13 protein-coding genes and 2 pseudogenes are annotated in these 17,941 nt (G+C 65.6%); 9 read left to right on the top strand and 6 right to left on the bottom strand.

Annotation, left to right across the window (positions count from 1 at the left end; genetic code table 11):
• The 3 genes from I0C86_RS12125 to I0C86_RS12115 form a co-directional block, all read left to right on the top strand.
• The coding region (locus tag I0C86_RS12125; RefSeq protein ID WP_196201326.1) for a DEAD/DEAH box helicase at positions 1–2,448 on the top strand (2,448 nt) is incomplete at its 5' end.
• 335 nt (positions 2,449–2,783) lie between these two features.
• The gene (locus I0C86_RS12120) at positions 2,784–3,425 is read left to right on the top strand and encodes a hypothetical protein (RefSeq protein ID WP_196201325.1); all 642 of its coding nucleotides are present in this window, start codon (positions 2,784–2,786) and stop codon (positions 3,423–3,425) included.
• Between the two features lie 35 nt (positions 3,426–3,460).
• Positions 3,461–5,083, top strand: coding sequence for an HNH endonuclease (locus I0C86_RS12115; RefSeq protein ID WP_196201324.1), 1,623 nt, complete (start codon positions 3,461–3,463; stop codon positions 5,081–5,083).
• A 177-nt stretch (positions 5,084–5,260) separates the two neighbouring features.
• On the opposite strand, the pseudogene I0C86_RS12110 reads toward I0C86_RS12115, so the two are convergent.
• A pseudogene (locus I0C86_RS12110) lies at positions 5,261–5,617 on the bottom strand (helix-turn-helix domain-containing protein); the annotation flags it as partial.
• Positions 5,618–6,382: 765 nt separating this feature from the next.
• Here I0C86_RS12110 and I0C86_RS12105 point away from each other — a divergent pair.
• Positions 6,383–6,577 (top strand): DUF397 domain-containing protein, encoded by a 195-nt coding sequence (locus I0C86_RS12105; RefSeq protein ID WP_323373599.1) that lies wholly within the window; start codon positions 6,383–6,385, stop codon positions 6,575–6,577.
• 146 nt (positions 6,578–6,723) lie between these two features.
• Here the strand turns inward: I0C86_RS12105 and I0C86_RS12100 are convergent, their stop codons facing one another.
• On the bottom strand, positions 6,724–7,596 hold the full coding sequence (locus I0C86_RS12100; protein WP_230394016.1) for a helix-turn-helix domain-containing protein: 873 nt from the start codon (positions 7,594–7,596) through the stop codon (positions 6,724–6,726).
• 632 nt (positions 7,597–8,228) lie between these two features.
• On the opposite strand from I0C86_RS12100, the gene I0C86_RS12095 reads away from it, so the two are divergent.
• A complete protein-coding gene (locus tag I0C86_RS12095) occupies positions 8,229–8,546 on the top strand; it encodes a hypothetical protein (RefSeq protein WP_196201322.1) in 318 nt (105 codons plus the stop codon).
• A gap of 10 nt (positions 8,547–8,556) precedes the next feature.
• On the opposite strand, the gene I0C86_RS12090 is transcribed toward I0C86_RS12095, so the two are convergent.
• Positions 8,557–8,868: a hypothetical protein gene (locus I0C86_RS12090; RefSeq protein WP_196201321.1), complete on the bottom strand. Its 312-nt coding sequence runs from the start codon at positions 8,866–8,868 to the stop codon at positions 8,557–8,559.
• Between the two features lie 413 nt (positions 8,869–9,281).
• Here I0C86_RS12090 and I0C86_RS43280 point away from each other — a divergent pair, with 413 nt between their 5' ends.
• Positions 9,282–9,509, top strand: a complete 228-nt coding sequence (locus tag I0C86_RS43280) for a transposase (protein ID WP_323373598.1) — start codon at positions 9,282–9,284, stop codon at positions 9,507–9,509.
• Between the two features lie 129 nt (positions 9,510–9,638).
• Here I0C86_RS43280 and I0C86_RS12080 read toward each other — a convergent pair whose 3' ends face one another.
• From I0C86_RS12080 to I0C86_RS12070, 3 genes are all read right to left on the bottom strand, one after another.
• Positions 9,639–10,766, bottom strand: a complete 1,128-nt coding sequence (locus I0C86_RS12080) for a tyrosine-type recombinase/integrase (RefSeq protein WP_196201320.1) — start codon at positions 10,764–10,766, stop codon at positions 9,639–9,641.
• Complete coding sequence (locus I0C86_RS12075) at positions 10,754–11,143, bottom strand: helix-turn-helix domain-containing protein (protein WP_196201319.1); 390 nt, start codon at positions 11,141–11,143, stop codon at positions 10,754–10,756. Before I0C86_RS12075 ends, I0C86_RS12080 begins: the two co-directional genes overlap by 13 nt.
• A 566-nt stretch (positions 11,144–11,709) precedes the next feature.
• Complete coding sequence (locus tag I0C86_RS12070) at positions 11,710–14,433, bottom strand: NACHT domain-containing protein (protein WP_196201318.1); 2,724 nt, start codon at positions 14,431–14,433, stop codon at positions 11,710–11,712.
• Between the two features lie 915 nt (positions 14,434–15,348).
• On the opposite strand from I0C86_RS12070, the gene I0C86_RS12065 reads away from it, so the two are divergent.
• The 3 genes and pseudogenes from I0C86_RS12065 to I0C86_RS45005 all read left to right on the top strand — a co-directional run.
• Positions 15,349–16,785: a helix-turn-helix domain-containing protein gene (locus tag I0C86_RS12065; RefSeq protein ID WP_196201317.1), complete on the top strand. Its 1,437-nt coding sequence runs from the start codon at positions 15,349–15,351 to the stop codon at positions 16,783–16,785.
• Positions 16,782–17,330, top strand: coding sequence for a GNAT family N-acetyltransferase (locus I0C86_RS12060; protein ID WP_196201316.1), 549 nt, complete (start codon positions 16,782–16,784; stop codon positions 17,328–17,330). Before I0C86_RS12065 ends, I0C86_RS12060 begins: the two co-directional genes overlap by 4 nt.
• Positions 17,331–17,533: 203 nt before the next feature.
• Positions 17,534–17,882: pseudogene (locus I0C86_RS45005) on the top strand (creatininase family protein); the annotation flags it as partial.
• Positions 17,883–17,941 lie beyond the last annotated feature (59 nt).

Here is a 17,941-nt window from a genome sequence, read left to right as displayed (position 1 = left end):
GATCCACGCCAGCTCTTTGAGGCGCTTCCCGACCGGGCCGAGCGGTACCAGTTCCTTCGTGATCCCCAGGGACAAGTCCTGGAGAGCTGGTTCGCCCGCCGCACGGAACGTGACCTGGTGATCAAAATGAACACTGGGGGCGGCAAGACCGTGGTCGGGCTGGTGGTCTGTCAGTCCAGCCTGCACGAGGACGCTGGACCCGCATTGTACGTAGCACCCGACCCATACCTAGCGGATCAGGCTGCCGCGCAGGCTCGTGACCTCGGGCTGGAGGTCACCACCGATCCGCGGTCGACACGGTTCGCTGACGGCCAGGCCATCTGCGTCATCAGCATCAAGCGGCTAATCAACGGCAAGACGGTGTTCGGGTCTCCTGGCGGGACTCAGTCGATCATCGATGTGGGGACGGCCGTCGTCGATGACACCCACGCCGCGCTCAGCGTGCTGGAGGAGCAGACGACTCTGCGCGTGCGCAGCCAACTGCCCGCGTACCGGCAGCTCGTGGAGCTGTTCGAGGCGGAACTTCGACGCACGGACCCGGCCGCGTTCCTCGAGATCGAGGACGGGCTGCGCAACGCGGTGGTGCCGGTGCCGTTCTGGCTGTGGACCGCCCGGCTGGACGCGGTAGCAGCGATCTTGCACTCGTTGCGCGAAGACGAGGCGGTGCAGTGGAGGTGGCCCTTGGTCAAGGGCATCCTGCCCGTCTGCCAGGTGGTACTGACCGCCGACGCGGTGGAGATTCGGCCGCCGTGCCCACCGATTGATCAAATCGTCAGCTTCGACAAGGCTCGGCGCCGGGTGTATCTGACCGCTACTCTCGCCGATGACAGCGTCCTGGTCACCGACTTCGACGCTAACCCCACTAGCGTCGCCACGCCGATCACCCCGGCCGGCGGCGGGTACCTCGGCGACCGGCTCATCCTTGCCCCGCAGGAGCTGAACGCGACCATCAGCGACAACGAGGTACGCGCGGCCGCGCGCAGTTTCGCCGACGCCGGCCGCAACGTTGTTGTCCTGGCACCCAGCCACTACCGGGCGCGACTCTGGGATCCCTACAGTGACGTCACGGCCTCCACCGCCGACCAGATCGCCGAGGTCGTGGCGGAGCTGCGCAGCAGCGTCCCGGTCGGCCTTGTCGTGCTGGTCAACAAGTACGACGGCATCGACCTGCCCGAAGACGCCTGCCGCGTGCTGGTCATCGATGGACTGCCAGAGTCCTACGGCGGCATGGAACGTCGGGAACGGATGGTGCTCGGCGACTCCGAAGCGATGGTAGGCCGGCAGCTGCAGCGCATTGAGCAAGGCATGGGGCGTGGTGTGCGCTCGACCAACGACTACTGCGCGGTCTTGTTGATGGGCGCCAAGCTGTCCCAGCGCATCGCCTCCCCCGTGAACCGGGCGAAACTCGGCCCGGCCACCCGAGCGCAGCTTGAGCTGTCCCGAGAGGTCGCCGCCGCGCTGGCTGGCCGGGGCATGGCAGACCTCGCCGCCGTCATCGATCAGGTCCTCGAGCGCGATCGCAGCTGGGTGACCGCCGCGCGTGACGTGCTCGCCGACGTCGTCTATGGTGCCGGCTCGGTTAGCCCCGTCGCCATCCACCGCCGCCGGGCGTTCAACCATGCCGCCGTCGGGCAGTACTCGGCGGCGGCGACCGAGATGAGCCAGGCGGTCAGTGTCGCCGTCGATGATCGACACAAGGGGTGGCTGCAGGAGCAGCTCGCTGCCTACCAGCACTTCACCGACCAGATACAGGCCCAGCGAACCCTGGCGGGCTCGCTGAAGCTCAACCGCTACGTCCTGCGTCCCCGGGAGGGGGTCAGCTACCAGCGGCTCAAGGCCGGCCACGCCCAGGCGGTACAGGCAGCGAAGCACCTGAGCGCTGCCTACAGCGACGCCAACAGTTTGCGGCTGGGGTTCGAGGCGCTCCTGGACGATCTCGTGTTCGACCCCGAACGCGTCCCGGAGTTCGAAGCCGCGCTGGAGCACCTAGGCGAGCACCTCGGCTTCACCGCCCAGCGTCCCGAGCGTGACTCCGGCAATGGACCCGATGTGCTGTGGGCGCTCGGCGATCTTCGCTATCTGCTGCTCGAAGCGAAGTCCGGCGTGCAGAGCACCCGCAACAAGATCTGGCGCAGCGAGGTGGAGCAGCTTGCCCACTCCGCAAACTGGTTCGCTGAGAACTACGACTACACCTGCGCCGCCACCCCGGTCCTGGTACATCCGACCCGGATGCTGGAGTCGAACGCCACCGCACCGCCGAACACCCGAATCATGACTCCCGACTGCCTGCAGCGCCTACGCGAAGCCGTAACCGCCTTCGCAGTTGCCCTGACGACTTCCGGCAAGTGGGCCAATCCCGACACGGTCGCGGCTCAGCTACATCAACACCATCTCGCCGCCGGCCAGATCGCCGGCACCTACAGCGCGACAACCGTCCGAGGTAGCTAAGCCGGGTCTGTGGACGCTTCTATGGACGGCGTGGCGTTTCACCCGGGAGAGGTGGGTCGCCGCTAGGGTCCGGAGCACGAGTAGTTCGACCTTTGGCGCCGTTGTCGCGGGCGAGTTGGGTCAGCATCTGCAGGATCTGGTACAGCAAGGGTCCTTCACAGTCGGGATCGTCGTCGCCGCTTGTCGTTCTGGGTCGCACAAATCTGTACGCCACAGCCCGGGGGCCGGATTTACGAGACTCACACCCCCGGCCGGAACCGAGATCCGGTGTGGATTGCAACCGCCGCGCCGTCCCGCGCAACCCTGCAGCGGCACACCCCGGCTACCCTTCGCAGGTGTCGATTTGCCAGTTCCGGGCCGAAGCGACTATCGGCGATGCCACGCACGACGTCACCCTGCTCTACGAAGGCTTCGGACCGGATACCGGCGACGGCGCCGGGTGGATGATCGACATGCCGGTCGTACTGAGCCTCGTAGCCGCATGCGAGGCCGGCACCATCGGCCCAGACGACCTCCGGACCGCGCTACAGCAGATGATGGCCGGTTTCCGCGAGCGCAGCGGCTGCTGTCCCCGCTGTGACGAGGCCACCGAGTCGTACGCCACCGCGATGCGCCAGTACGAGGAAGCGCTGGAGCAGGAAGAGCGGCAACAGGCGGCGCTCACCCCGGAGTCCCATCCCTTCATCGTCAGCTCGTCCGGCAAGGTCCACGCCTGGAACTGCCGCAGCCAGCCCCGCGAGCCGCAGGTGCAGCATCCTGGCCGCACGCTGCAGGAGTACGTGCACGAGGGCCACGGATTTTACGGGATGCTCGGCCTGCGATCGAGCGGAGCCTCCACCCGGATGACCCCGGGCGAGCTCACCGCGTGGCTGGCGCGGCGCCAGTCACCGCCGAAGCGGTGCAAGCTCTGCGAGCCGGCGCTGCCCGGCGCGTACGGCTCACAGGCATCCGACGTCGAGGCCGGCGCGCGGGCCTGAGCAGCGAATGCCGACCCTCAGTCAGGGGAGTAGTGGTGACCACCTACAGCACGGTCGACGACGTCCGGTACCGGTCGGGCGGAGACAACGGGATCCTGCGGCACGTGCTGTTCGAAGAATGGCAGTCGCGCTGCTACTGGTGCGAGACGCCGGTGCTGTTCGCTAGCGTCGAGATCGACCACATCCTGCCGCACACAGCCACCGCCGAGCATCTGGCCGACCTGATCCGCCGGCACGATTTGCCCGCCGACTTCGACGTGCACGCGCCGGCTAATCTCGCGCCCATCTGCGGCCGGTGCAACCGCGAGAAGAGCAACAACCGATTCGCCGGCACCCTAGTGACCGGTAAGCTCGCCCGGGCCGCGAAGAAACAGGACCGCGTGATCCAGCGCGTGCTCGCCTTCGCCACCGCCCACCAGCGCGCGGCGCACGCGGTGGCGGCCGACCAAGCGCTGCGCTCGCCGGCCGAGGTCCTCGCCCGGATCCGGATGCTCACCGAACGGGTCCAAGCGTTCTCCGACACCTGGCGCCAGGACGTCACCACCACCGCGGACGGTATCGCCCTGCTCTTCACCCCCAAGACCGCCCACCAGGAGCCCGGGCTGCCGCCGCTGTTCGACCTGTCCGCCGATGATCCTGCGACCGACGAGGTCGGACGGGGCCTCACAGAAGTCCGCGACTACGGCGGCGCGGTGGTTATCGACGGTCGATACCTGATCCCGCCGGACGACAGTGCCACCTCCTCGATCGCGGAGGTGCTGGGGCTGACCGGGCCGGACGACCAGGTCCTGATCGCCGCCGTGGGCACGCAGCTCGACCCGGCCACCACCTTCCACCTCGCCCTGGTCACCGCCGGCGGCGCCGTTCGCGACCGCCTCCCGCTGCACGCCGACTCGGTCGCGTCCGGCCAGCGCGGGGCCCGGATGATCCTGCGCGACGGGGTTGGCCTGTTCACGGCCTGCCTGCAGGCCGAACACCCGGACAACGGCGGCACGATCACCACCCACCTCACCAGCACGAGCCTGGCCGGGCATTACCCATACCAATTGCTGGCCGCCCTGCAGCTGTTCCGCGACGCCGAGCCCACCGACCGGCTCGAGGTGCGCCTCAACGACCGTCCGCTCGGCTCGCCCGTCGACGTCGACGCCGAACAGATGGGTCAAATCCTGCTGGCGTTCCGCTACGACGGCGACCTCATCACCGCCCTCGACCGAGTCCAAGCCCACACCGGGCAGCGGTTCCCGGTCCCCGAGCAGATCACCGCCAAGGAGCGCACCGACCTGCTGCTGGCCGCACGGCTGCTCGACGGCAAGGCGATCACGCTCACCGACGACGTACTCACCCTCACCGTCAAGCCCGACGCGATCGGCGCCTTCCTGCAGGACCAGCATCCGGGGCAGCCCGGCGAGCTCACCGCCGTGGGCGCCGAGTACGCCGTCACCTGCGGCGAGCACCGGATGGCGCTGGGCCCGGTCACGATCCGGGCCCCGCAGGTCACCCTGGTCAACGCCGACGAGATGAGCGCCGCCGCAACCGCAGCGCCGGTGAAGGCCCGCTACCAGTGCCTGCCGGGGGCCAAGATCGCCGTCCATCTCGCGTCGGTGGACGCACCCGACGGGCGCCCCGCCAAGGCCGCTGCAGACTATCCAAGGTTTTAACGCTCGCGTCCGGCCGATGGGAGCGGGCGTGCTGAGGTCCGGAACTGCGCTTGTCGAATGCCAGAACGTACAGTCGCCGCAGCAGGACTTCGTCTCACTTGCTCATGAATGTCACCGGCCCTACAGGGTCGGTCCCCATTGCGGCACTCCTACATGACTCGTCGCCGGGTCGTCGTCGTAGTAGGGCTTCTGGTCGGCGACCCGGTCGATCGGGATCAGCGTGCCGTCCAGGATCGCGTACGCCAGCATACGGATGCGTCGCATCGCGGTGTCCAGGTCGTCGGCGGCTGCGCTGAGCAGGGTTATCGCTTCTTGGACGTTGCGCCAGGCGGTGGCGACGCCGATCTCGAAGCCGGCCGCGAGACGGGTGTAAGTGTCGTCATTGCGCAGATGGGCCAGGGCGAGCAGGGCCTGTCGGCCGGGGTCGAGGCGCCGCCACCGAGATCGACACTGCTTGCGGTGACCGCGAATGCGTTCGGCGAGGTGGTTCAGGGTTCGGCTGGACAACGGGATCGTGGCGGGGTAGAACAGCATGGCTAGGCTCCCGGTCGGAGCTTCGGGTCTTGGTCGACGGCTGTCCTATCCGGAGCCTCGCACCTATCGACCACCGGGTTCGCCACACCCGCCCCGAGCTGCAAGATCAGCTTGGAAAAGGGTCATTGTGTCGCCGTACGAGCCGGCGGGCTGGAACGCCGGTACCGGGGCCCCGATGACCATCCTCGACCAGGTCAGGCTTGCCCCCGAATCTGCAGAATCGGGTCGCGGACAGGCGAGTCTCTGCTCGGCGTACTGCGTCGGACGATGATCCTCTTTCGGGTGGACTGGCGATTCCGCCTTCGGTACGCCGGCTTGGGTACGGGCGAACCTGACGGTCGCATCGAAAAGCGAGTCTTTTCGCAACCTGGAGTTCGCAAGTTACAAATGGAAGTTCCACGTTCTGTGAGGCGGCCGCACGCACCGGACGGGGATTCGGACCGCTCGACATTTCGCTGAAGATGACAACTCCTCACCGGGCCCGTGTGGCCGCTTCGCGTTATCGAGTGCTTCTCTCGTCGTGTCGAACACGTATCAACCAGGCGTAAGCCGGCAGGTTCGAGGTGCCGGGTCGAGAGGTCAACATAGCGGAACGCGTGACTGACCGTAGGTGGTTGCTGCCGGACCGTACGATGGCGCCTGGTAGAAACCGCACCCACTACTTACACTCTGTGCGTAACACGCCTGCTGGGTGATTCACCCGAGAGGTCCACAAAGGCGTCACCCCGGAAGTCATGGAACATGACCGTCTTGGAGGCTTGAATCGTGGCGATCTCTGTCTGGCGGAAGAGCACGAGAAGCGCGGCGGGCGACAACAACTGCGTCGAGGTGGCCTGTGCCGGCGACGGTGTGCACGTGCGGGATTCGAAGGACCGATCCGGTCCGGTTCTTGCCATAGGGCGAGAATCGTGGATGTCAATGGTGCGGGGATTGAAGAGCGGTGGAATCGGCATGAGGTAGAGCGACGGCTGAAGTGGAGATGCGTCGGCGAGCCCGCCCGCCGCGGCTTAGAGGGGTGCGCGCTTCGACGAAGGGCGTTCATCCGCGGGCGGGTACGCGTCGACGCGTCTTGGGCGGTGGAGGGAGACGTCGCTCCCGGGGTGCGCCTACATCTGGGCGCGTACCTGCTCGATGAGCTCTGCGGTCTCGGACTCGCTCAACGCGAAGTCCTCCAGTTCCAAGAACTGCTTCTTGTACAGGGAAATCTCGCCCATGTCGTCGCGGGTCGCGACGCTGTGTGGGCCGTTTTCGAGGAAGAGCAGGTCGTCGTCGCCGGGGTCGGGAAACTCCAAGATCACGAAGGGCCCCTTGAGCCCCATGTGGACGCCGTGGCCGAACCGCACCACCCGCAGGTGGACGTTCTCCCTGCCGCCGATGTCGTTGAGGTGCCTCAGTTGACGCTGCATGATCTTCGAGCCGGTGGTGCTGCTTCCTACCGCGCGTCGGATCACCGCCTCGTCGAGGATGAAGAACAGGACGGGTGGGTCGTCGCGGTGGAGGATCTCCTGCCTCTTCATTCGTACCTCGAGCTGTCGGTCAGTGAGTTGCGGGGAGGTGTCCGGCGTGCTGAACGCCTGGATGACCGCGCGTGCGTACTCCTCGGTCTGGAGGAGACCCGGCAGGATGAGGGACTCGGACTGCCGGAGGGTGGATGCCGACCCCTCGAACCCCAGGTAGATGAGGAAGTCCTGGTTCAGTACGTCCCGGTAGATACTCCAGTGTTGCTTCCTGCTCTGCCTGGCCATCTCGGTGAAGGTCGCCACCTGCTGGGGATCCGTGACCCCATACAGCTCGAGCAGTGCCTTCAGGTCGGTGCCCGAGATGCCCACCTGACCGGTCTCGATTCGGATGATCTTCGCGGGTGACCACCCGAGTTCGCCGGCGGCCTGTTTCTGGGTCAGGTGCTTCGCATCCCGTGCCCGCCGGAGTTCTACCCGCAACCGTCGACGTTGGACTGTCGGATCGACATCATGCCCCATTTGGCTGTTTCCTCCCGTATTGGCATGTGGACCGTGTCACGGCGAGACTAGACGACTACCGACGGTGGTCTACTCTGTATCGGGTAGTAACTAGTGGAGTGTCACTCTTTGGTAGTCGCACATCCCGTGTACGATCTCACGCTAGTTGAAACGCCGTGCAACCTGCTAGCTGCAAAATCCATATCCCTCGATGACCTGGGAGAACGCCACCGCCGACCTGGCCCCCAGAGGCAAAGACGCCCCCGTGCGACGTCACGTCGACTTCCCGAACCGGAGCTCAAGCGGTGCCAACAACCCCCCAGGCGGGCGGCGACCCGTCGCCAGACCGACCGCGCGTGTCCCCCCGGAAACGCGGCACCCCGAATGCCCGCGAACCCGGCGAGACCCGGGACGGGCTGCCGGGGGACGGGCGGCTCCAGGCGCGCAAGTCGAAACAGTCCAACGCCGCCTCGGTCACACCCGGGTGCCCCCGCAATGACCGGCGCCAGGTACCGCGACCCGCCGCTGCCGTCGTTCCCGTCGAGGAGCAGGTGATCATGGTTCCTGAGGGCCACCCTGGACGGGGCCGCCAGAGACCGGACGGTAAACCGCCGCTGGCTCAACCGAGCCTGCCTGCGGCACGCCCGGGGTTGTTGGCGATATTCTTCGACTACCACGAGCGCCGGGCAAACACGACCGGCAGCCTCGACGAGGAGATCCGACTGCTCTGGGCCCACACATGGGTCTGTTTGCTTTTCCTCACCGTGCCAACGCTGCTTCTGGCCCTCGTCCTCCTGGGCTTCGTGGCCGTCTTCAAGGCGTCCGGCATCGGAGTCGCACCCGACCAACTCGTGGTCTCGCTGGGCGTGGGTACGGGCATCGGCGCGGCGACGTACCTGCTGCGGTCCTGGCTTACAAGCCGAAGGTCAACGGGGAAGAACGGCCGCTCTAGTCGGCCTCGCCGCCGATGACCGCCTCAGTTCACGCATCGCCGCGCCTGCCGCTCAATGCGGCGAGTGAGCGTGCCACCAACGGCTGGCTCCACCAGCCCCCGGCAGCGGCTCCCACCGCCGTCCCGACGAAGACGATGAGCCCCTTTGTCGAGGTGCTCCGGCTGTCCAGTAACAGCCACACCGCCGCCATCGTCACGATCGCCGAAACCATGGCCGAGAGGCCCCCCACCACGATCGCGGCGACGAGCGTCCGCGCCCGCCGCCCAGCCGGGGCAGTAGGTACGACCGGCCGGTGCTCGTTCGAGACGCTGTCGATGCCGGCGGTGGCACCATCGCTCATCGCCGCAAGGCCACGCCGGACCAGTCCACTCAGGGGACCCGCTTTCGCAGCCGCCATCCGATCACCCCTTTCCATGCGACTCCAACACGCGGCCTACACAAACACAATGGAATGAGTACAGTGACGTCGCGGTGGGTGGCACACACCAACCGTTCAGGGAGCGCCTTGTCCCCCGCACGACCTACCACATCAGCTAGACCATGGTCAGTCAACCAGCAGCGCCGCTACGGAATGTATTCACTCGAATTCTTTGCGTGAATTGACGGATTCAGGTCTACCAAAAGATCGACAAGTGGCACGGCCTGAAACGGCCTCGGTCTTTGTCCACGCCGAGACCACCTGGATCTTGATCCAGGTAGCCAGCGATCCACGCGTCGTCCGCGCCCGTACCCGCGGCCGGTGTGAGGTGAACGGTGCTTGCGCCCACAGAGGTGTCATCCGGTGACGTCCAACGGCATCGCCTGTCCCGTGCCGGCGACCGGCAACTGAACTCCGCGCTGCACGTCATGGCCACGGCGCAGATGAAACGCGCGCCTCCGGGCCGGGACTACTACCAGCGCAAACGAGCCTCCGGCAAGACCCACGGGCGACGGGCCGTCCTTCGCCGACAAGGTGACCGAAAAAAGCTATGCGCTGCCTGAAACGCCGTCTCGCCGACGTCGTCTACCGCACCATGATCCACGACACGGAGACCTCTCTACTACCAACGCCTTGACAAGAGAGGCCGTCAGATCCACCGACCCGCCCGCTGTTTGGCGGCAGGCACCGGATCATGCGGCGCGTAGGTGCCGGTGCTTTGTGGTGGTGGGTTGGGTGGTTTGCCAGCGGTCCTGGAGGGCCCGTGTCACGTCACTGATCATGGTTGGTGTGACGTGGCTGTAAATGTCCCTGACGCCGGGTAGGCGGTGGCCGAGCCGGCGGGCTTGGGCGATCTCGGGGATGCCGTCCTCGATCATCCAGGTCTTGTGGGTGTGGCGGAGATCGTGGAAGTGCATTCCCTCGATGATCGGGCCGGTGTGTGTGCGTGGGTTGCCGTTGACGGCCGGCCCGAAGACGCGTCGGGACATGCTGGACCGGCGTAGGAGCGCTCCGCGGGCGCCGCAGAAGACCTGGTCGTGGTCGTGGCTGTTGAGAACCTCGTGGAGAAGGGTGATGAGGAAGGGTGGTAGGTGGATGTCTCGTGCGGAGCCGGCGGTTTTGGGTGGGCCGAGGTAGAGGCGGCCTTGGACTTCGTGGAGCGCTCCGACGTCGGGGTCGACGCGGATGAGGCCGTGGCCGAGGTGGGTGTTGCTGCGGGCGAGTCCGGCGAGTTCGCCCCAGCGCATGCCGGTGTAGGCGGCGGTGATGACGAGGATCTGGTCTGAGCGGCGTTCGATGCGGCCGGCGATGGTGTTGACCTGGGTGGCTGTGGCGTGGGGTCGTTCGGCTGATTGGCGGGTCACGACTTTGACTCCTTGGCAGGGGTTGTGGGGGATGCGGCCGTCGGCGACGGCTTCGCGCATAAGGAGGCTGAGTAGGGACATGACGCTGGCGGCGCTGCTGTCGGCGAGGTGGGTTTTCAGTTGTTTGACGAAGACTTTGACGGTCTGGCGGGTGATCTTGGTTAGGGGTGTGTCGCCGAAGCGGGGGAGGATGTGGTTGCGGAGGTGGCTGCGGTATGCGGCCCATTTGGCGTCGCCGGCGATGTGGCCGGCTTCCCAGATTTGTACCCATTCGGTGAGGGTGATGCGCCCGAGGGTGGGGTCGAGGTAGGTGTCGAGGGCGTGGTCGAGGTCGACTTGCTTGCGGCGGATGTCCGCGGTGTTGCGGGTGGGGTGGACGGAGTCGGTGGCGACGGTGCCGTCGGGTAGTCGTAGCCGGACTCGGTAGTTGGTGCCTCGTTGTTCTATCCATGCCATGGGCTGCTCCCGCGTGATGTGTGGTCATCGCGGTGTGCATGGACGCTTCGCTGCGGCGGTGGTGGCAAGTCGCGGTCCCGAACGGTGGTCGTGGGTTTGCGGCGGGGGCGTCGGCCGGTGGCGGGTTGGGCGGCGTTGTCGATGATCGCGGCGAGGTCGGCGGGGGAGAAGCGCAGGTGTTTGCCGAGGAAGGTGCACGGCACCTTGCGTGCGGCGGCCTTCTTCCGTAGCCAGGACTCGCGCACCTGCAGGCGATGGGCGGCCTCCGCAGGGGTGTAGAGCAGCAGATCATCGCTGGGGCTGTTGGCGGTGAAGGGTTCAGGGCGGTTCGTCGAGTGGTTGTCGATGCCGGATCGGCGTGATTTGGGCGTAGCCATGAGAGGTCTCCAAGGACTGGGTGTGGTTGATCGGCGTTGTTGGCGGAGCAGGGGCGACGCGGTGACGGCCCGCCTCAGAGGCGGGCCGTCACCAGTTATGGGACTTAAGGTGACCCGCGCAGAGGCGGGTGCTCCTGCTGAAGGTTCGCCCTGGCGGTCGCAGGCGCTACCGAGGTCAGCGGCGTGTCCGTACCCCTCCTGTGAGGGGGGAGGCCGTTGTCACCGGACCCTCTTGTGGTTGTGAGCCGGGTTCTGGGGCGATGGAGCCGACGGCCGGGGCCGCAGGCCGCCAGCTAGCGCGGCGTGCTGCAGGATGGGATGGCTCCGGGCTGTCGGTAGGCTTGGCCGGTATTGCCATGGTGTGCCGGCAGCCCAGCACCAGCGGGCTTCGTCACCCCACGAGGGGGCGGGGCCCGCATCAGGGCGGGGCATGCCGCCGCTGGCGACGGCTGTCCCGGTGGCAGCCCTCTCCCGGGGCCATTTTCACAGCCCTCGTTCACGATCAATTTCCGGACCGCCCGACCTACAGGTCGACGACCTCCTGCTCTCTCCGGAGATTGGTGGCCTTAGTTCTTTGACCCGGTCAGGGAACGAGATGGCGGCCCAGCGCGTCGGCGCTGGCTGGGCGGCGTACTGGTGCGGGGCAGGACCCAGTGGCGGCTTTCCGGGTCCTGATAGATCCCGAGGAAGCGCCGCGAGGACAGGAACAGACGGGTGGTGTGTTCACCGCAGAGTTCGGTTGCCGGTAACCAGTAGAACAGCAACAGGACGGGGATCACAACGAATGGGACGAGCCATGGCTGCGGTAGCAGCGCTGCGGCAGGTAGGCCGTAGATAGCGGTCGTGGAAAGGTGCACCAGGAGGACGGGGACGGATTCAAGTGTCCAGTTTCTAAGACGATATGTGGCCGCTATTTGAGGGCGCTCGGCCATCAGTCCCCAAAGCTGCTCTATGCGGGGGAGGCCGAAGGTCGGGTTGACAGAAGGCAGCAGATAAGACCACTTTGTGAATCGCCCGCCGTAGATGTAGTCGAAGTAGCGACGCGCTGCGTAGGTGCTGAGTCCGAGCACGATGATCGTAAATGCGCAAAGGCTGGCTCCGAGCCCGGCCAGAGCCGGCTCCAGATCAATCGAGATGCGACCGGTCATTGATAGGATCGTGACGCCGAGGCTGACTGTGATGGTGGCGTAGAAGGCCGAATAGGACAGTGTTTTGGCGATCCGGTGCAAGCTAACCTTGGACCAGAATGGAGACGCTTCGATTAGGGCGAGGGGGCGACCGGGCTCAGTTAGTGCGGTTAGGTAGAGGTTCTTCCGAGGGACCTGGTCGAGCATCCGCAACGCCTGACCCATACCCAGAAGCACGACGAGGTTCGAATCCGGAGATAGGCCACGCCGCAGCGGGTACGCCGCCTCGAGGTCCTCGGGGATTAGCCAGTCCGGCCGTAGTGGCGGGAGACGCTCTAGAGTTGCGGCACACTCCGGGTCCATCGCCAGTACTAGCAGCCGTCCGATGAGTTCACGAGCGAGGTCCCTGTGGCGGTCGATGCCTGGGATGGCCAGGCAACGCCATAACGGTGCGACCAGGGTCTGCTCGTCGGGTGGCAGGGCTGATGCGAGCTGCGTGACTGCGGCAGCCATGGCCGGCGTTCTTTGTTCCGCCATGCTTAGGAGCAGTTTTCCGGCTGCTGGGAGATGCCCGCTGAACAGGTCGGCAACGAGCCGGTCCCGTCGCTGCCGACCCGGACTGGTCGCAAGGTCGGTTAATTCGGCCTGCAGGGCGAGTAGGGCCCGAGTCCGAGTTTCTGGGACCGGCGATTTCGCTGCCTCCATGATCGCTGGAAGCATACGGCGGGTTCGGGCGGTCTCGATCATATCGACGGCGACGTCGGCAGATACCTCTGCGGTGGCCAGGCATTGACAGGCAAGATCCGGCGACAGGCCGGCGAGGCCGCGCAGAAATGTTTCCACGTGAGGGTGACTTTCACCGCAGAATAGAACTGCAACCTGACGCCACTGTGGATCATCGGCACGGTCGTGTAGAAATTTGCAGCCTTCTTGTGGGTCCTTCGCCAGCTGCGCTGCCGCCAGGTGTTCGTGTAAGGCGCGGTGGGCGAAGGCGAACTGATCTTCCTCTGTGGTTCGCATCAGCAAGCCGGACCGGTCAATGATTTCGTCGACAAATCGGCGTTCGTCGTCCACCCTCGGCATTCTGCGCCGCTGTGCAGCGCAGAAAGCAAGTAGGTCGCCGTAGGTGAAATCGGCGAAGGGCGACGTGCGGGTCTGCGCCAAATGCAATGCCAACTCCCGAAGGAACCGGTGTTTGTCTTCTGTCTTATACCGGTTCATTCGCAGTTGGCCCTCTGCCCGGAAGTCATGCCGGCGAAGCAGCTCACGCACCATCTCGTCGTAGAAGTTGCCGATCGAATGCGGGATCTCGTAGGCGGCGAGCTGTGTATATAGGCCCAGCGAGATAGTCAGGATCAGAGGCACTCGGTGCAGCTCGATTGTTCCGGAAGCGTGCACGTCGGCGAGAAAGGCGGCGCCGCTCCGCTCGTCGGTGAATTGAGTCGCCCGCCGCTGCACGAACCGATCGATATCTGCGTCATTCAGAGCGACCATCGCGTACGAGGTGGTGGCAAACCATGACCAGTCCTCCTCGATCTGCCGGTAGTTCTGTCGTCGGCAACTGATCACGACGCGAGCCAGGCCAGTCGGCAGCTCAGCGTCCTCGGCAGTGTGGACGAAGGAGTAGATCGCGCTCCGTACCGCGTCGTAGGCCGGCCGAGCTACCTCGTCTAGCCCGTCCAGCAACACGACGATCCGACCCTGCAGCAGCAGCCGGCGGAGCATGGCACGAGCGTTGCGGGCCCCGCTTCGTCTGCCCAGCACACCGAGGACGTGGTCCTCTAAGCGTCCGCCACGAACCAGGGAGTCCGCCACTTGGCGGAGAGTGACCAGGACGGGCAGTTCGCTGGTGCCGCCGAACAGATTGAGCTCGCTCTCGCCGACCCCGGGTCGCAGAACGCCAGAGCCATAGGCTCTGAGTAGCGTGGACTTGCCGGTTCCTGGATCACCGACGATGAGGATCCGGTGTGGCCCGGACGGACCCATCAGGGTGGTCGCGGGCACCTGGCTTCCGCTGACCTCACCCTCGGCCTGCACTGACAAAGCGATGTACGTGTCAGCAAGGTCAAGAGTCTCCACGCGGTTGAGATAGATGTTGCGGAGCGTTCCGTACTCGCCCAGGAACCAGCGCCGGTAGCGCTCCTGCGGCCGCCCTAGCGCCACGGCGACGTGTCCAACTGCTCGGCCTACCAGTACTCGCGTCCGCCTCGAGATCAGCGCGAGCAGCGGCAGCCCGAGGGCGAGGACTATCCCCAGTTCGTCGGCACTGAGGTTTAGGTGCCCCTCGAACCATTCCTCCACAAGCCCCCCACTGTCTCCTGCCCCCAACTTCGCAGACCGTCGCCGAGGTAGACAACAGACGCAGAGGCGGAAGGCCGTGGCCGACTGTCCCTATTGCTGTCCATCTGACTACGGAACAGGAGTCTAGGGGTCCGAATCCCGTCGGTCGCACAAGATCAAACAGGGTCTTGACGTGCTGAAACGACGGGCCGGTCCATTTGTGCTTCAGTCCCTTGTGGACGTCTGGGTGCTCGGATAGTGCTCGTGCGACGAGCGTCCCTCGCGTCCTGCTCCGTCCGACGGATGCTCACCCTGTCCAGGCGCGTTTTGATCATGACTCATCGTGTCGGCGTCAAAGCCCAGATATTGGGACGGGGGAGTCCTTGCAGGGCGGGCCGCCCTCTCGCTCGAACCGAACCCAGATCGGCTCGGGCGGCGCCGCAGGTGAAGGCTGGTTGGTTGCGGCGCGCCGTGGACGACGGACATCCCAGAAGCTGCGAACTCACCTGGGTGTGCCGAGAGCCCCACGTCGGACCCCCTCGACGACACCGAAGTGTCGAGCGTCTCCGACACGGACTCTGCCGCGATCAGGCTGCATGAGGTTCTTTCCTTATCTTGATCAAAGTAGCCGGAGTGCGTGGGCGATGATGTGTCGAGGTCGATGCGTGAAGTGCCGTCCTAATCGGCCGACCCGCGTCGCCACAATCGGTTAGGGTGCCCATGCGCTGTGTCGGACAGCCTCGACGCGGAGGTCCGACATGACCGTCAAGTTCCCTCCACGGCGGGAGGCCCGGTTCGGTGATCAATTCCCAGGACGTCGACACCGCCAAGAAGGAACTCGGGAGGAAGCTTGCAGGCTGGCGAACCACACGTAAGCTCACGCAGCTCGACCTGGCTCGATCGGTACCCTCCTCGCGCAGCACGATTGCGGGGGTTGAGCGCGGCGCTCAGGTCGTCGACCACACTTTCTGGGCCAGGTGCGACGCATTGCTTCGGGCCGGTGGTGAACTGATCTTGGCCTATGGCCGCTTCCAGGAGCTGGAGCGGCAGTTTCAGGCCGAAAGGGCCGCAGGCGCGGCGCGGGCGCGGTGGGGAGACATTGATACATGGTCAAGGCAGATTGCGCAGTCGGGCTACGGGGCAGTGCCGGATCCGGTCGCGAGGAGTACCGCAGCCGGATGCGCTGAGATCAGTGGTGTCCCGAACGACCTCCCCGGAGTAGCGTTTGACGACATGAGGCGGAGAACTCTGGTCAAGTGGGGCGCAACGGCAGCGGCGGTTGCCAGCACTGGAGTCGGAAGATCATCCGTTGCCCATGCTGGCAGGGTGGGCGCTCACGATGCGGAGCGGCTCTCGAAAGCCGCCGTGCGCCTGTACGGACTGGACTATCGCCACGGCGGCGACAGCCTGTGGCAGGCAGCCACCGCGAAAGTCAACGACGGCTATGCCATGTTGGAACAAGGCACGTACACCGGCACAGTCGAGGGTCACCTCCTCAAAGCTACAGGTCGGGTGCAGATGTGTGCTGGATGGCTGGCCCTCGACGCGGGCGAGCACACGATCGCCCGGAACTGCTTCACCGACGCGTTAGCCCTCGCCCGCCAGGCCAGCGACCGAGAGGTAGAGACGGCAACGCTGTCATACCTGGCACTCCAGGCAAATGCCCTTGCTCGGCCGCGCGAGGCATCCCGGTTTGCTTCCGCAGCGGAGAATGCGACATCGACCATCGGCGGCCCTCCAAGGTTGGGTGCGGTCCCGCAACTCCGAAAGGCGATCGCCTCGGCATTGATGGCCGATCAGAGCGGCACCGACACGGCGATCCGCCTGGCAAGGCGCGTGCTCGACCGCGACGGTGACAAGCCAACCGAGCAGTGGTGCACCTTCCTCAGTCCAGCCGAATTGGACGGCATCGAAGGGACCTGCGCAGTCGAACTTGGCCGGACCACCCAAGCCCAGACGCTACTCGAACGGGCAATCGCTGGATACGACGATCGGTACGCACGGAACCGTGCCCTCTACCGGGTGCGCCTGGCCCGCGCTCGTCTCACGGCCGGCGCGCCAGATGGCGCAGCGGACGCTGCGAACGAGGCACTCGACGACCTAGCCGAGGAGGTGGCGAGCTGGCGGGTCAACGCCGAGTTGGAGGCCGTCGCCCACCAACTCGCCGCGTACCCAGAGATTCCCGCCGTCGCCGGCTTCCTTGCCCGTTACCCCAGCGTGGCGGGGCCCCAGTGACAGCCAGTACGCCAACTACAGTCGAGCGCCTCGAATCAGCAGACCTGCACAGGCATCGCGATGAACTGTTAGCGGTCTACACCGAGGTCTACGAGGAACAGCTCGAGACCCCGTTCTTTTCCGTCCCACGATACTGGGATCGGCTCGTTGCGTATGCCTCGCGCGATGGCTTCTCAGCCGTGGCCGGCCGCATCGAGGACCAACTCATCGGCTATGCATTGGGCTACGCCCTGCCGCAAGGGTCGCGGTGGTGGTCGGGTCTCCGAGACGACGTCGAACCCGCCCTGCTGACCGAAGATGGGCGGCGTACGTTCGCGCTGAACGAGATCATGGTCCGTGAGGCGTTCCGGCGACGTGGTTATGCCAAACTCTTACACGACGCTCTGCTCGCCGGTCGGCCAGAAGAACGAGCAACCCTGCTTGTGTTGCCCGATAACATTCCCGCTCGCTCCGCGTATCGTTTATGGGGCTGGTACAAGCTGGGCCGCTTACAACCGTTCAACGACGCACCCGTGTACGACGCGATGGTGCTCGATCTAAAGTGACGGCGACGGCCCCGAACCGGCTGACCGAGGCGGGTACTGAACGGAAGCCGAGTATTGACTCTGACCGCCGCGACATCTTCCACACGTGCGATGCGCACCCTTAACCAGTTGCATGCCCGGACCGCCGGGAGGACGACCTCCGTCGAGGTGGACGGGTTCAAGGATTCCTCCTCTCTCGTTGCCTCGACGGTCAGACTGTGATCATGGATTTGGTCACCGCCGCGACGACCACGGAAGAGGCTAACCGCGCCGCGGACGTCGCCGTGTTACCCAATGGCAGTTTTGAGCAACACGGAGATCATCTACCCCTGGTCACGGTCACGATCGTCGCCTGCGCCATCGCGAAAGCTGCTGCCACCGCCTACGACTTGATGCTTCTGCCTCCCGTGACCATCAGTTGCTCACAGGAACACCGGCTGGCCAGGCTCGGTGAGTATCCGCTCGTCCACCCTGGCAGGCATCATCACCGACATCGCCGAGTCGCTGCGCGGGTCGGGTGTCGAGCGGTCGATCGTGGTCAACGGCCATGGCGGGAGCTACGTGCTGTTCAACTTTACCGACCGCGGGTAGGACTGTCCGCGACGTTCGCCCTGGCTTGTGACCAAGGACGT

Origin of the sequence: Plantactinospora alkalitolerans (assembly GCF_015690345.1) — a bacterium.
Taxonomy (GTDB): domain Bacteria; phylum Actinomycetota; class Actinomycetes; order Mycobacteriales; family Micromonosporaceae; genus Plantactinospora; species Plantactinospora alkalitolerans.
This window is presented reverse-complemented; position numbering and strand designations above follow the sequence as displayed.

Excerpts from the sequence above, each read along its gene's own strand:
- I0C86_RS12100 (WP_230394016.1), bottom strand. The coding sequence starts at position 7,596 with ATGGGGCATGATGTCGATCCGACAGTCCAACGTCGACGGTTGCGGGTA.
- I0C86_RS12090 (WP_196201321.1), bottom strand. The coding sequence starts at position 8,868 with ATGAGCGATGGTGCCACCGCCGGCATCGACAGCGTCTCGAACGAGCAC.
- I0C86_RS12080 (WP_196201320.1), bottom strand. The coding sequence starts at position 10,766 with ATGGCATGGATAGAACAACGAGGCACCAACTACCGAGTCCGGCTACGA.
- I0C86_RS12075 (WP_196201319.1), bottom strand. The coding sequence starts at position 11,143 with ATGGCTACGCCCAAATCACGCCGATCCGGCATCGACAACCACTCGACG.